Origin of the sequence: Amylibacter marinus (assembly GCF_030160015.1) — a bacterium.
GTDB classification, from domain to species: domain Bacteria; phylum Pseudomonadota; class Alphaproteobacteria; order Rhodobacterales; family Rhodobacteraceae; genus Amylibacter; species Amylibacter marinus.
In genome coordinates this window covers 1-14,963 of record NZ_BSNN01000005.1, presented here as the reverse complement: position 1 = coordinate 14,963, position 14,963 = coordinate 1, and the positions used below count along the sequence as shown (strand labels likewise).

The window sequence follows — 14,963 nt, the reverse complement described above, 5'->3', positions numbered from 1 at the left end:
TATAACCGCGCCAACCAACGAGAGTATGATCATGCTGCAAAATACAGATATTCGTCATAACTGGACTCGCGAAGAGGCCGACGCCATCTACAACAAGCCCTTTATGGATTTGCTGTTTGAGGCCCAAACCATTCACCGCAAATACTTCGATCCCAATCAGGTACAGCGCAGCAAATTGCTGAGCATCAAAACCGGTGGCTGTGCCGAGGATTGCGCCTATTGTAGCCAATCCGCGCGCAATGGATCCAAGCTGTCTGCCAAGAAAATGATCGAGGTTCAGCAGGTGATTGCCAAGGCCCGCAAGGCCAAAGAGGGCGGCGCCACGCGCTATTGTATGGGCGCTGCATGGACATCCCCCAAGGATCGCGACATGGATGCCCTAACGGCCATGGTGGCGGGGGTCAAAGAATTGGGCATGGAAACCTGCATGACCTTGGGGATGCTAGACGAAGAACAGGTGTTCCGTTTGCGCGATTCTGGGTTGGATTATTACAACCACAATATTGATACATCCGAGCGTTATTATTCCGAAATCATCACCACGCGCACATTTGCGGATCGCCTCGATACGCTGAATTTGGTGCGCGAATCAGGGATGAAGGTTTGTGCCGGTGGGATTGTTGGCATGGGCGAACAACAGATGGACCGCGTTGACATGTTGGTGACCCTGGCCACATTGGTAGAGCACCCCGATAGTGTACCGGTGAATATGTTGATCCCTGCCGCGGATACGCCGCTGGCGGATGTGAAACCGCTGGACCCGATTGAATTTGTGCGCACGGTGGCCTTGGCGCGTATTTTGATGCCGAAATCCCACGTACGCCTATCGGCGGGGCGTACGGATATGAGTGACGAAATGCAGGCCATGTGTTTCTTTGCGGGGGCCAATTCCATCTTTGTGGGTGACACATTGCTAACGGCCGATAACCCAGAGGAAGACAAGGATGCGGCGCTGTTTGACAAGCTGGGCATCATGGCTATGGCCGCTGGCTGTACCGGCGAAAAGGATCAGCTTGCGGGATGAGCGGCTTTGCCGTCTATCAAGATCGCCTAGATCTGTTGGCGGCCAAGGGGCGGTTGCGTGCCCTGATCCCTGCGGGTGGGGTCGATTTTGCATCAAATGATTATCTGGGATTTTCCCAAAACGCGGATCTGCGCGCCCATGTGGCCGATGCGGTTGCGCGCGGTGTGGGGCTTGGGGCTGGCGGATCGCGTTTGCTGCGCGGCAATGATCCAGAGCACGAGGCCCTAGAGACCGAGGCGGCGGCATTTTTTGGCACAGAGCGCGCGCTTTATATGGGGGGTGGGTTTATGGCGAATATGGCGCTGTTTTCCACGCTGCCGCGGGGCGATGATCTGGTGCTGTATGATGAATTGATCCATGCATCGGCCCACGAGGGCATGCGTTTGGGCCGCGCCAGCTGTCAGGCCTTTGATCACAATGATATTGACCATGCCGATAGCCTGATCAAAGCGTGGCGCGCAGGCGGTGGGCGCGGGCGCATTTGGCTGGCATTCGAAAGCGTTTACAGCATGGATGGCGATCGCGCACCGATTGCCGATTTGGTGGATTTGGCCGCGCGTTATGACGCGGCGCTGGTGGGCGACGAGGCCCACGCCAGCGGGATATTTGGCGATGCGGGGCGCGGGCTGTTGCAGGCCTATGAGGGGCAGGTGGATATGGTATCCCTGCACACCTGCGGCAAGGCGCTTGGCGGTATGGGGGGGCTGATCTGTGGTGATACTGCCTTGATAGATACCCTGATCAACCGCGCGCGCAGCTTTATTTTTGCCACCGCGCCTGCGCCGATCAATGCCGCCACTGTGCGCGGGGCGCTGAAATTGCTGCAATCCAGTGATGCCCCCAGCGCACAGCTGCTGGATCATGTGGCCTTTGCACAGGATATCTTGCGCGATACCTGTGGGATTGTGGGATCAGACAGCCAGATTATCCCCGTGATCATCGGCGCCGATCAGCCCACCATGGATATCGCGGCGCGTCTACAGGCGCGCGGGTTTGATATTCGCGGCATTCGCCCCCCCACCGTGGCGCGTGGCACATCACGCCTGCGCATTTCCATCACGCTGAATGCCAGCCGCACAGACATCACCGCAATGGCCAATGCCTTGGCCCAAGAGCTACAGGGGATCACCCATGGGCAATAAAATTGTTGTAACCGGTACGGATACGGACATTGGCAAGACCATTTTCAGCGCGGGTTTGGTTGGGGCCTTGGGCGCCCAATATTGGAAACCCGTGCAATCGGGGCTAGAGGGCGAGACCGACAGCCAGATTGTGGCGCGCCTGTCGGGGCGGCCGGTATTGCCCGAGGCAATGCGTTTGAACATGCCCGCATCCCCGCATTTGGCCGCCGAGGCCGAGGGCCGCGAGATTGCGCTGGCGGATTTAGCCCCGCCCGTGGTAGATGGCCCCTTGGTCATCGAGGGGGCAGGGGGCGTGATGGTGCCGATCAACCGCCGCAAGACCTATTTGGATTATTTCGCCGATCTGGGCGCGCCGGTGATCCTATGCGCGCGCACGCAATTGGGCACCATTAATCACACGCTGTTATCCCTGCGTGCCCTGCGCGATGCGGGCTGTGCGGTGGCGGGGGTGGCCTTTATTGGCGATGCTGAACCTGATGTGGAACAGAGCATTGTGGAATTTGGCGCGGTGCGCAGGCTGGGGCGGCTGGGGATGTTAGACCCGCTACGCCCCGAGACGCTGGCGGCGGAATTTGCCGCCCAGATGGATGTTACGGGGCTATTATAATGACACCAAAAGAGTTTGACGCCCATCACCTGTGGCATCCCTATAGCAGCGTTTCTGATCCCGCCCCCATGCACCGTGTGGCGCGCGCCGATGGCGTGACCCTGACGTTGGCCGATGGGGCACAGATGATCGATGGCATGGCCTCTTGGTGGTCTGCGATCCATGGCTATGGTCAGCCCAGCATGGTCAAGGCCGTACAGGATCAGGCCGCAAAGATGAGCCATGTGATGTTTGGTGGGCTGACCCATGATCCAGCGATCGAGCTGGGGCGTAGGTTGTTGGATATCACCCCCGCACCGCTACAACGGATATTCTATGTGGATTCTGGATCGGTGGCCGTAGAGGTGGCCATGAAGATGGCCGCGCAATACCAACAGGCCGTGGGGCGCGCGGGCAAGCACCAATTTGTCACCCCGCGCGGCGGCTACCACGGGGATACATGGAAGGCGATGAGCGTCTGTGATCCCGTAACCGGCATGCACCATATCTTTAAGGGGGCCCTGAGCATTCAGCATTTCGCCCCGCGCCCCCCGATCGCGATGGGGCAGGATTGGACGGATGATGATGCGCAAAATGGGCTGGGGGCGCTGCGCGCTATCTTGGCCGAAAACCACGCAACAATCGCAGGCATGGTGATCGAACCTGTGGTGCAGGGCGCGGGGGGGATGTATTTTTACCACCCCCGCTATCTGGATGGCGCGCGCGCCCTATGTGATGAATTTGATGTGGTGCTGATCTTTGATGAAATCGCCACCGGTTTTGGGCGCACGGGGAAAATGTTTGCCACTGATCACTGTGAAATCACCCCTGATATTCTGTGCATGGGCAAGGCGATCACCGGTGGGATGATGTCTTTTGCCGCCACCATGACCACCGATAAAATCGCCAATGGTATCGGATCGGCCGAGCCGGGTGTGTTTATGCATGGGCCGACATTCATGGGCAATCCGCTGGCCTGTGCGGCGGCGGCGGCCAGCCTTGATCTGCTGGGCACAACACCTTGGCGCGCGCGGGTTGGCGCGATAGAGACGCAGATGCGGGCCGAGCTGGAACCCCTGCGCGCCTTAGACGGTGTGGCCGATGTACGGGTTTTGGGCGCGATTGGGGTGGTGGAGATGGATCATTTTGTATCCTCGGCACAGGCGCATCCCATTTCCAAACAGCTGGGCGTGTGGTTGCGCCCCTTTGGGCACAATATATATTGCATGCCGCCCTATGTGACCTCGGGGGATGAGCTGTCAAAAATAACCCATGCGATGGGTGAAATGGCACGGGTATTGTAATGCAGATCACGTGGGCGGTGCGGCGCGGCCATGCGCGGGTGATTGTGGTGTTTGGCGGCTGGGGCATTGGCCCCGATGCGGCATCCCACCTGGGGGCAGATGCGGATATCCTGTGGGTGTCGGATTATCGAGACCTGACGACTGATCTGCCAGATTTGGCAGATTATGCAGAGCGTATTTTAGTGGCGTGGTCGTTCGGGGTGTGTTCGGCGGCCTATTGGCTGGCGCAGGGGCGCGGTGATTTCACCCGCTGCGTGGCGATAAATGGCACCTGCCCGCCCATTGATCGGATGTGCGGATTGCCCCCTGTGATGATGCAAAAAACCACCCTGAACCTAAACGCGGCCAGTTACGCGGTCTTTCTACAGCGCTGTTTTGGGTCTGTTCAGCCAGAGCGCACCATTGATGTAGAGGCCCTGCACAATCAGCTGGTCACCATTGGCGCGCGAGACTACACAGGCGTGGCCATGGTGTGGGACCGCGTGATCATCAGCCGCGGTGACCGGATATTCCCGGCCGCCAATCAGCGCCGCGCATGGGCAGGTGGGCCAAAGCCCATAGAGATAGACGGGCCGCATGTGCCCTTTGGGCAGTTTAGGCATTGGGAAGAGATTGTCGGATGAGCAGGCCACTAGATCCGCGCCGTATTGCCCAGAGTTTTGCGCGCGGGCTGAACAGCTATGAGCGCCGTGCGGTGGCGCAGCGCGCCATTGCGCAGAGGCTGGCGCAGATGTTGGCCGCCCAGCCAGAATGCCCCAAACATCTGGCCCATGTGCTAGAGCTGGGGGCGGGTACTGGGTTTTTGACCCAAGCGGTATCGGATCAGTTTTCGGTGGACCGCTGGCTGATCAATGATCTGGTACCGGCGGCGCGGGATCATATCGCCCCGATACTGGCGGGGGAACAGTGGCGTTTTAGCGTTGGTGCCATAGAGGATCAGGTACTGGCGGGGCCGTTTGATTTAATCGCGGGGGCATCGGTTGTGCAATGGGTGGCGGATACGCGGGGGCTGTTGGATCAGATGCACCGTGCCTTGGCCCCGCGCGGCTGGTTGGCGCTTAGCAGTTTTGGCCCTGATCATTTCCATCAGCTGCGCGCGCTGCGCGGCGCGGCAGGTATGCATTATCATAGTGTGGATCAGTGGCGGGCATTTCTGGGCGCGGGGTACGAGGTGCTTGCCATCGAGACCGAGGAGCGGGTTTTGACGTTTGATAGCCTGCGCGCATTATTGGTGCATCTGCGCGAAACGGGGGTGAATGCGCCCAGCACTGTGCCGTGGTCGCGCCGGCGTTTGGCGGAATTTGAGCGGGAATATGGTGCGCGTTTTGGCGATGGTTCGGGGCGCTTGCCGCTGAGCTATGCCCCGATTTATATCGTGGCGCGCCGCCGCTAGGGTGGATTTGGATATTTAAAAGATTTGGAAGGTGCGCGAGGGGTTTGGCGACTTGTAACCGGGGGTATTTCGCGGTTAGGGTTGGGGATGCGCATGAAATGGTTTTTGGGGGTTCTGGCGGCACTGGTTGCTGTATGGGCGATATTTCAGGTCTCTTTTGGGTATTTTAGATCCGAGGAGCTGGCCAAGGCCGAGGGGCGGCTGTCGTTGTATCAAAACTCGATCAGCGCCGAGGTAGAACGCTATGCGCATCTGACCCATATTTTGGCGCGGGATTCTGTGGTGGTGGAGACGATCATGGGGGCGGATACCGGCGCGCTGAACCTGCGGTTTGAGGATTTTGCCCAGCGTGCGGGGCTGGATGCGATATATTTAATTGCCCAAAACGGCGAGACGATTGCCGCATCTAATCACCGTACAGATCGCAGTTTTATCGGCCAGAACTATGCGTTTCGGCCCTATTTTCAGGCGGCACTGGCCGGTGATCAGGGGCGGTTTTATGCCATTGGGGCCACCACTGGGTTGCCGGGGTATTTTATTGCTGATGCGGTGCGCGGGCCGGATGGGTCGGCGCTGGGGGTGGTGGCGATCAAGATTGATTTTTCCGCGCTTGAGCAGAGCTGGAGCGCGCCTGGCGAGCATGTGGTATTGGCCGATGCGGCGGGGGTGATCCTGATGGCGTCCAGCCCGCGTTGGCGCTACAAAACATTAGCGCCACTTGGGCGCGAGGTTTTGCAGCGGATCAAAGAGACCCGCCAATTTCCCAGTCAAGACTTGGATCAATTGGATTGGCGGGCACTGGGGGGTGGGCGCGCCAATCTAGAAGGGGTACAGCGGTTATATCTGGTCGCTAATATCGAGCCTGCGGGCTGGGGGCTGCACTATTTTTCCAGCGAAGATTGGGCGATTTCGCGCGCTTGGCTGGTGTCTGTGTTGGCGGCCTGTGTGGGGGCGGCGATATTTATTGGGCTACAGGTTCAGCGCAGCCGCCGCGTGGATGCGGCGCTGCGTCGATCCGAACAAGAAGAGGTGAAATTGCGCCGTGCCAATGAAATGCTGGCGCTGGAAATTGATGATAGGCGCACCGCCGAGCGCCGGTTGGCGCGCACCAAAGACGAGCTGGAACGTGCCAGCAGATTGGCAGCGCTGGGGCAATTATCGGCCTCGGTCACCCACGAGCTGGGCCAGCCCATCGCCGCCATGCGCAACCATCTGGTGGCGGCAGAAATTGGCGGCACTGGGCCAAGCCCCCTGACCCAGAAGTTAGAGGGGCTGGTGGGGCGCATGGAGAGCATTACCAAACAGCTGAAATTCTTTGCCCGCCAAGATGGCGAACCCTTTGAACAGGTGGATTTACACGGGGCCTTGGCGGGGGCGCTGGGGTTATTACAGGCCAATATCGAAACCACGGGCGTGGCGGTGCGCGGCCCGGATAATTCCGCCCCCGCCACCCTGCGCGGTAGCCGGCTGCGCATAGAGCAGGTGATCACCAACCTGTTGCGCAACGCCATTGATGCCTGTGAAGAGGAAGAGGCGCCCGAGATTACTCTGGCCATTGGCCAAGATGCCCAGCAGGTCTGGTTCGCAGTCAGCGACAATGGCCATGGCATCGGGCAGGCCACATTGGCGGATTTACAAGAGCCCTTTGTCAGCTCTCGCGAGAGCGGGCGCGGCATGGGGCTGGGGCTTGCGATTTCGGCAGGGATTGTGAAAGATCACGCAGGAACAATGCAGGCGGAAAACCTGCCTGCGGGGGGGGCGCGGTTTCGCGTGGAATTCCCCCGCTCAGACGCAAGCGAAGGATAGCCCGTGGCACAGGACAGACCGTTTCAAATCTTGGTGGTGGATGATGATAAATCCATGCGCCAGTCCTTGGTCGATTTGATCGAGGCGGCGGGTTGGCAGGTAACGGCGCTGTCGCGCGCGGAAATGGTACAAGAGGTGCTGCCGCATGCGCGCCCAGATGTGATCCTGTCGGATGTACGCATGCCGGGGATGTCTGGCATGGATTTGCTGGCCAGCCTTGATCCCGCAGGATCGCCGCCTGTGGTGCTGATCTCGGCGCATGGGGACATTCCGCTGGCGGTGAAGGCGATGCAACAGGGGGCCTATAGTTTCGTAGAAAAGCCCTATGAGCCGCGCCGCCTGCTAACCATATTGCGCCATGCGGCACAGCAGGCGCGCATGGCCCACAGCAATCAGCGCCTGAAGGCGCGGCTGGCGCAGCTGTCTGGTTTGGATCGTATTTTGCTGGGCAACAGCAGCGAGATCCAAGACCTGCGTCGCGATATTCTTGATTTTGCCGATATGCAAACCGCGCTGTTAATCCACGGCGATACCGGCACGGGCAAGGAACTGGTGGCGCGTGCCCTGCATGATCTGGGGGGGGCCTCTGGGGCGCCGTTTCTGGCGCTGAATTGTGCGGCGCTGTCGCCCGACAGCTTTGAATCCGAGATGTTCGGGGTAGAGGGCAGGCATGCGGGGCGTCTGCTGGGGGCATCGGGGGGTACGGTGTTTTTAGACGAGGTCTGCGCCTGTCCGCCGCTGGTGCAGGCCAAATTGTTGCGGGTGATCGAGGATAAGCAGATTCTGCCGGTGGGGGCCACGCGCCCAGTGCGGGTGGATTTTCGGGTGATTTCGGCCACCAACGAGGATACGAAACAGGCGCTGGCCGATGGGCGCCTGCGCCAAGATTTCCTGTTTCGGGTGAACACATTGGTTCTGAATCTGCCGCCCCTAAGTGCGCGGCGCGATGATATTGCCCTGTTGGCGGCGCATTTCTTGGCGGAATATGCCCGCGTGCATGAACAGGATCCCCCTGTTTTGACGCGCGATGATATTGCGCTGGCGCTGGCGCATAATTGGCCTGGGAATGTGCGTGAATTGCGCAATGTTTGCGAGCGCACGGTGCTGTTTGCGCGCCGCGGTGCCGGGGCCTTTGCGCGGGCCATGGTCAGTGATGTAACCCTAGAGGATATGCCCGATAATCTGCGCGGGGCGGTGGCGGTTTTCGAGCGCGCCTTGATCAGCAAGGCCATTCAGCGCCACCAAGGGCGCATGGATGATGTGGCCGAGGCCCTGGGCATTGGGCGGCGGACATTAAACGAAAAGATTGTGAAGCTGAACCTCGACAAGGATTCCTTGCTGTAATTGCTCTGCGGAAATCCGCAGGGCAGGGGGGCTGGGCTGCGCGAATATCCTCATTGCAATGCGCCCTAGGCTGGCTAATGATTGCATTACATCAGCATGCTTGGGAGGATATATCATGCAAAAATTATTATTGGGCACCGCGCTTACGGCGATGACGTTTAGCTTTGCCACCGAAACCATGGCCAAAGAGTGGAATGTATCCCTATGGGGTAAACGCCGCGCATTCACAGAGCATGTGGAAAAGCTGGCGGAATTGGTATCAGAGAAAACCAATGGCGAATTCACCCTGAACATCAGCTATGGCGGCCTGTCTAAAAACCGCGAAAACCTTGATGGTATTTCCATCGGTGCCTTTGAAATGGCACAGTTTTGTGCGGGGTATCACGCGGATAAAAACCCATCGATCACCGTACTGGAATTGCCCTTCCTTGGGGTAAACAGTCTAGAAATGGAACGCGAGATTTCCATGGCGGTGTATAACCACCCTGCGGTTCAGGGCGATTTGGCGCGCTGGAATGCGAAATTGCTGATGCCGTCACCACTACCGCAGTACAATGTGGCTGGTGTGGGCGATGCCCCCAAAACAGTGGCTGATTTTGATGGGCTGACGGTGCGTGCAACGGGCGGTATTGGCCGCGCGATGGAGGCCGCAGGTGCTGTGCCCACATCTATGTCTGCCACCGAGGTGCGCCAATCAATGGATAGCGGCGTGGTCAAGGCCGTGGCCTTTGCGCCGCATGCGCATATGTCCTTTGGCACTGTGGAAAACGCCACATGGTGGACCACCAACCTAAATCCAGGCACCGTGAATTGCCCAGTGGTGGTAAATGCCGACGCCTATGCGGATCTAACAGATGCAGAGCGCGCAGCGCTGGACAGCTCTGTTTCAGAAGCGCTGGATCATTACATCAGCTCTTATGACACCAAAACCATGTCAAAGTGGGGCCCGTTGTTGGCAGAAAAGGGCATCTCAGAGGTCACATTCACAGATGCTGAAATCGAGACACTAAAGGCCAAGGTAGCTGCCCCAGCCGCCGCCGCGTGGATCGAGAAAAACACCGCCGCAGGTCTACCAGCACAAGAGCTGTACGATCTGGTTGTTGATATGGTCGCGGCCAAAAAATAATCACCATCTGACCCACCCCAGCGGGGGTGGGTCTTTGCACAAAGGAGAGCGCCATGGCGGGATCTGCACTGGTTTTATCAGACGATAGCCGCCTCAGCCGCATGGATCATGCCCTGCTGAGGCTGGAAACACTATTCGCATTGCTATCTGGATTGGCGGTTTTTGCGCTGATGCTTTTGGCGGTGTTTTCGGTTGCGGGGCGCAATTTCTTGAATGCGCCATTGCCGGGCTATGTAGATTGGATCGAACAGGCCATGCCGCTGATTGCCTTTATGGGCATTGCCTATACACAACGCAATGGCGGGCATATCCGTATGGATATGCTGGTGGGTGCCCTGCGCGGGCGCGCCCTATATATCGTCGAGCTGATCACCACGCTGGCGATTTTAGCGCTGATGATCCTGCTGGTCTGGGGCACTTGGGCGCATTTCCAACGCTCGTTTGATTTTGACGCCCCGCTGTGGAGCCGCGACAGCTCTATGGATATTGCCATACCGCTGTGGCCGGCCAAACTACTGGCGCCGGTGGCGTTCTTTGTGCTGTGTCTGCGGCTGGTTCTACAGATCTATGCCTATGGGCGCGCGGTTGTGACAGGGCAGGACAACCCCGTGGCCGTGCCCCTGCCCATTGATGCGGCAACCCAAGCAGCGCTAGAGGCCGAGACGGTTTCTAGCCGCGACGAATAAGGAATTCTAGGATGGAACCAATTGATATCGGTTTAATCGTATCGGCAGGCATGCTGGTGATGGTGGTTTTGGGTATGCGCGTGGCCTTTGCCGCGGGCATGGCCGGCATGGTGGGGCTGATTTGGATATTCTGGGCCAAGAAGGGCTATGACCCCGCTGATTTCAGCTGGGCCTTGGGGGTTGCGGTGAAAACCGCAGGTCAGGTGCCCCATTCCAAGGTTTCCAGCCAAGCGTTGAGCCTGATCCCTACGTTTATCCTGATCGGCTATCTGGCCTATTATGCGGGGCTGACTCAGGCGCTGTTTACGGCGGCCAAGCGTTGGATTGCATGGGTGCCCGGCGGGTTGGCGGTGGCCACTGTGTTTGCAACGGCTGGTTTCGCGGCGGTGTCGGGGGCCTCGGTTGCTACATCGGCGGTGTTTGCACGTATTGCGATCCCAGAGATGCTGAAAATCGGCTATGACAAGCGCTTTGCGGCGGGGGTTGTGGCGGCGGGGGGCACATTGGCATCCCTGATCCCGCCCTCGGCGATTTTGGTAATCTATGCGATTATCGTAGAACAAGACGTGGGGAAATTATTGTTGGCCGGTTTCTTGCCGGGGATATTTTCGGCCATTGTCTATGCGGGCCTGATTATTGTGATGGCCAAGGTTTACAAAAACTTTGGGCCGCCTGTTGGCGGGTTCACATGGAAAGAGCGCTTTGCGGCATTGCCGGCGGCGGCACCGATTTTGATTGTGGTGATGACCATTGTTTTGTTTGTCTACAATCCCTTTGGGGGGGATGCATGGGGTACACCCACCGAGGGGGGCGCGATCGGGGCCTTTGTGGTATTCTTGATGGCCCTGTACCGCGGGATGCGCTGGGGTGAATTTCGCAGCGCAATCCTAGAAACGGCCAAACTGGCGGTGATGATCTTTACCATCATTTGGGGGGTTTTGATTTATGTGCGCTTTCTTGGATTTGCGGATTTGCCGGGGGCATTTTCTGATTGGCTGACCTCGCTAACCCTATCGCCGATGCTGATTTTGATCTGCATTCTGCTGGCCTATGCGGTCTTGGGGATGTTTATGGATGCGATCGGGATGATGTTGTTGACCCTGCCGGTGGTTTATCCGGCGGTGATGGCGCTGAATGGCGGCGAGGCCGTGGCGGCGGCGGACAGTGCCTTTGGCATGTCTGGGCCGATGTGTGCGATTTGGTTCGGGATTTTGGTGGTGAAAATGGCCGAGTTCTGCCTGATCACGCCGCCCATTGGGCTGAATTGTTTCGTGGTGGCGGGTGTGCGCGATGATCTAAGCGTGCAGGATGTGTTCAAGGGGGTTACCCCGTTTTTCATCGCCGATGCTGTGACCATTGCGCTGTTGGTGGCCTTCCCTACAATTGTATTGTGGTTGCCCTCGCAGGTTTAGCGGCATCTTTACGGGCCTCGGCCAGATGGCCGGGGCACCATATTCGATATTTTCGAAATAATGCTGTTATGATATTGTCAGGACACCCTAAGGCAGATCATGACCCAGCGCAAAAAACCCAAAGACCTAAGCCTAAAGGCATTAGAACTGTTTCAAATGGTTGCCGCGCGTGGATCATTGCAGGCGGTGGCACAGGAAAGCGGGCTGACCATCAGCACCGTTTCGCACCACCTGCGCAAAATCGAGGATCATCTGGGGGTTGCGCTGTTTGACCATCAGCGCCGCCCCATGGTTCTGACCCAAAAGGGACAAGATTTTTTACACAATATCGAGGGTGCGCTCTTGGCCATTCGCAGCGCCTCTGCCGAGGCATCCGCGGGCGATATCGCACAGGCCAGCCGTTTGCGCATGGGGTCGATCGAGGATCTGGACAGCGATATCATGCCCGAGCTGGCCGTGCATTTAGCCCAGAACATGCCGCGCTGTGATTTGGAATTTCACAGCGGCAGCAGCCATGATTTATGTGCGCAATTGCGCCAGCGCCGGCTGGATCTGGGGGTGCTGGCATTGCCCAGTGAGGGGGTCGGTGATCTGCGCCTCCGCCCGCTGTTGCGCGATCCATTTGTAGTGGTGGTGGGGGCATCGGCGGGGGCCACGCTAACGCAGGTGATTGCGGGCCAGCCTGATCTGCCGTTTCTGCGCTATTCCAGTAATCTGGTGATGGCGCGCCTGATCGAGGCACAATTGCGCCGCATCGGGGTCAGCGCCACGCGCCGCTTTAGCTGTAGTAACAATCAAACCTTGATGGCCATGGTGGCGGCCAATGCGGGCTGGACAATCACCACGCCATTGTTGTTTTCCCGCGCCAAGAGGTTTCATCCCAGCATCACCATGCATCCCTTCCCGGGGAAAAGCTTTGCGCGCAATTTGGGGCTGGTCTCGACCGCCGATTGTTCGGATGCGGTGGTGGATTTGGCCGAGACAACCCTGCGCCGTTTGATTGATCAGCACGCCATTGGCCCGCTGCATAACACCCAGCCATGGCTGCAAGAGAGCTTCACCCTTGTGCCGCAATAATCGTATCAAAGTTTCGATTTTTTGATAAATGTTGCCGCGCCCTTGTGATGCCCGCCCGCGCGGGGGTTAATCAGATAAACACCAAGGAGATATCTGATGAAATCGCGCACCAAGGTTGTGGTTATTGGCGGGGGGATTGCGGGCTGTTCCACCCTGTATCATCTGACAAAGGAGGGCTGGTCTGACGTGGTCTTGGTAGAGCGCAACGAGCTGACCAGCGGCACCACATGGCATTCCGCCGCTCAGGTCACCAATTTTGGCGGCAACCAGACCATGGTTGGGCTGAAAACCCATTCGATTAACCTGTATAAAAAACTGTCTGAAAACCCAGATTACCCGATCAATTACCACCACGGCGATGGTGGCATTCGTCTGGCCAACACGCCCGAGCAAATGCAGGGCTATCGTCATTTTGCATCCATGGCGCGGGGCATGGGGGTGGAATTTGAAATACTGGATGCCGCAGAATGTGCCGCGCGCCACCCGCTGATTTCCACCAGCAATCTGCTGGGGGGGCTGTGGGATCCGCTGGATGGGGATATTGATCCGGCACAATTGTGCCAGGCGCTGGCCTTTCATGCGCGCAAGGCAGGGGCCGAAATCTACCGCAACACCCCCGTCACCAACCTGACCCAGCACAGGGATGACACATGGACCGTTCAGACCGAAAAGGGGGATATCGATTGCGATATTGTGGTGAATGCGGGGGGGTACCGTGTGAACGAGGTGGGGGCGATGATGGGGGTGCATCATCCTGTGGCCTCGATGGAGCATCAATATTTCCTAACCGAGGATATCCCCGCCATTGCCGCGGCCGGCCACCGTATGCCGCTGTTGCGCTGCCCCATATCGGATTATTATTGCCGTCAGGAAAAGGGCGGCCTGTTGGTGGGATTCTATGAGCAAGATTGCAAAACATGGGGCATGGATGGGATTGACCCCAATTTCGTCAATGCCCTGTGCCCCGATGATCTAGACCGCGTGATGGATGTGCTGGCGGGGGCGTTCGAGCGCATGCCCGCCCTTGCAGATACCGGTATTCGGTCAATTGTAAACGGCCCGATCACCTATACCCTTGATGGCGCGCCCTTGGTCGGGCCGATCCCGGGCAAGCGCAATGCATTTTGCATCATTGGCCTACGCGCGGGGCTGGGCGAGGGCGGGGGCCATGGCTGGCTGTTGGCGCAACAGATCGTCCACGGCGAGGCGCAATATGATACATGGTGCATCGATCCGCGCCGCTTTGGCCATCATACCAATGTAGAGCTAACAGCGCTAAAGGCGATCGAGGATTACCAAAACGAATTTCGTTTTCATTTCCCCCACGAGCATCGCCCCGCCGCTCGCCCCGCCAAAACCACGCCGCTCACGCCCGTCTTGGCGGCCGAGGGCGCGGAATTCAGCGTGGTGAATGGCTGGGAACGCATGGATTACATCAAGCCCAGCCCCGATTTTCACCCCAGCCTAAGTTTTGATTTTGACGAGACCTTTGATCTGGTCGCATCAGAGGTGAAGAACGTCCAGAAAAATGTCGGCCTGTGCGAGGTAAACGGGTTTAACCGCCTAGAGATTACGGGCGCGGATCGCCATGCCTTTCTGGATCGCATGATCTGTGGCGCTGTCCCCAAACGGGCAGGGCGCCTGGGGCTTGGCTATCTGTTAAATCATCATGGCATGGTCAAGGCCGAGGCCACCATCGCCAATATCCCCGCATCCGATCGCGGCCCTGATCGGGTCTGGTATGGATCGGCCGCGGCCAGCGAATTGCATGATACGGATTGGCTCACCGCCCATCTGGAGGCGGACGAAGATGTACAGATCAAAAGCCTGACCAATGATCAGACCATACTGGTTCTGGCCGGCCCCAAGGCGCGCGCGGTGCTTTCGGATGTTTCGCGCGCCGATTGGTCGAAAGAGGCCTTTCCTTGGTTGTCGGTGCGCGAATGTTTTATCGGGTTTTCCCCCGTTACCGTATTGGGGGTTAGTTTTTCGGGCGAGTTGGCCTATGAAATTCACATCCCCAATGCATCGCTCTATGCGGTCTATCTGGCACTGCGCGGCGC

The 14,963-nt window shown here is 58.3% G+C and carries 13 protein-coding genes; all 13 read left to right on the top strand.

Annotated features, from left to right (window positions below; all coding sequences use genetic code 11):
• Nucleotides 1–31 precede the first annotated feature (31 nt).
• On the top strand, nucleotides 32–1,024 hold the full coding sequence (gene bioB, locus QQL62_RS10500; protein ID WP_284378775.1) for a biotin synthase BioB: 993 nt from the start codon (nucleotides 32–34) through the stop codon (nucleotides 1,022–1,024).
• Complete coding sequence (locus tag QQL62_RS10495) at nucleotides 1,021–2,166, top strand: 8-amino-7-oxononanoate synthase (RefSeq protein WP_284378772.1); 1,146 nt, start codon at nucleotides 1,021–1,023, stop codon at nucleotides 2,164–2,166. Before bioB ends, QQL62_RS10495 begins: the two co-directional genes overlap by 4 nt.
• Entirely contained in the window at nucleotides 2,156–2,773 is a 618-nt protein-coding gene (gene bioD / locus QQL62_RS10490) for a dethiobiotin synthase (RefSeq protein ID WP_284378769.1), read from the top strand. The genes QQL62_RS10495 and bioD overlap by 11 nt, the downstream gene beginning before the upstream one ends.
• On the top strand, nucleotides 2,773–4,056 hold the full coding sequence (gene bioA / locus QQL62_RS10485; RefSeq protein WP_284378767.1) for an adenosylmethionine--8-amino-7-oxononanoate transaminase: 1,284 nt from the start codon (nucleotides 2,773–2,775) through the stop codon (nucleotides 4,054–4,056). The genes bioD and bioA overlap by 1 nt, the downstream gene beginning before the upstream one ends.
• The gene (locus QQL62_RS10480) at nucleotides 4,056–4,679 is read left to right on the top strand and encodes a pimeloyl-ACP methyl esterase BioG family protein (protein ID WP_284378759.1); all 624 of its coding nucleotides are present in this window, start codon (nucleotides 4,056–4,058) and stop codon (nucleotides 4,677–4,679) included. Before bioA ends, QQL62_RS10480 begins: the two co-directional genes overlap by 1 nt.
• Complete coding sequence (locus QQL62_RS10475) at nucleotides 4,676–5,449, top strand: methyltransferase domain-containing protein (protein ID WP_284378757.1); 774 nt, start codon at nucleotides 4,676–4,678, stop codon at nucleotides 5,447–5,449. Before QQL62_RS10480 ends, QQL62_RS10475 begins: the two co-directional genes overlap by 4 nt.
• Before the next feature lie 93 nt (nucleotides 5,450–5,542).
• Nucleotides 5,543–7,255, top strand: a complete 1,713-nt coding sequence (locus tag QQL62_RS10470) for a sensor histidine kinase (protein ID WP_348520666.1) — start codon at nucleotides 5,543–5,545, stop codon at nucleotides 7,253–7,255.
• A gap of 3 nt (nucleotides 7,256–7,258) precedes the next feature.
• Complete coding sequence (locus QQL62_RS10465; RefSeq protein ID WP_284378751.1) at nucleotides 7,259–8,599, top strand: sigma-54-dependent transcriptional regulator; 1,341 nt, start codon at nucleotides 7,259–7,261, stop codon at nucleotides 8,597–8,599.
• A 115-nt stretch (nucleotides 8,600–8,714) separates the two neighbouring features.
• Complete coding sequence (locus tag QQL62_RS10460) at nucleotides 8,715–9,725, top strand: C4-dicarboxylate TRAP transporter substrate-binding protein (protein ID WP_284378746.1); 1,011 nt, start codon at nucleotides 8,715–8,717, stop codon at nucleotides 9,723–9,725.
• Nucleotides 9,726–9,778: 53 nt separating this feature from the next.
• Nucleotides 9,779–10,411, top strand: coding sequence for a TRAP transporter small permease subunit (locus QQL62_RS10455; RefSeq protein WP_284378744.1), 633 nt, complete (start codon nucleotides 9,779–9,781; stop codon nucleotides 10,409–10,411).
• A gap of 11 nt (nucleotides 10,412–10,422) precedes the next feature.
• A complete protein-coding gene (locus tag QQL62_RS10450) occupies nucleotides 10,423–11,823 on the top strand; it encodes a TRAP transporter large permease (protein WP_284378739.1) in 1,401 nt (466 codons plus the stop codon).
• A gap of 99 nt (nucleotides 11,824–11,922) precedes the next feature.
• Nucleotides 11,923–12,900, top strand: a complete 978-nt coding sequence (locus QQL62_RS10445) for a LysR family transcriptional regulator (protein ID WP_284378738.1) — start codon at nucleotides 11,923–11,925, stop codon at nucleotides 12,898–12,900.
• Nucleotides 12,901–12,996: 96 nt separating this feature from the next.
• On the top strand, nucleotides 12,997–14,963 hold a 1,967-nt coding region (locus tag QQL62_RS10440; protein WP_284378736.1), incomplete at its 3' end, for an FAD-dependent oxidoreductase.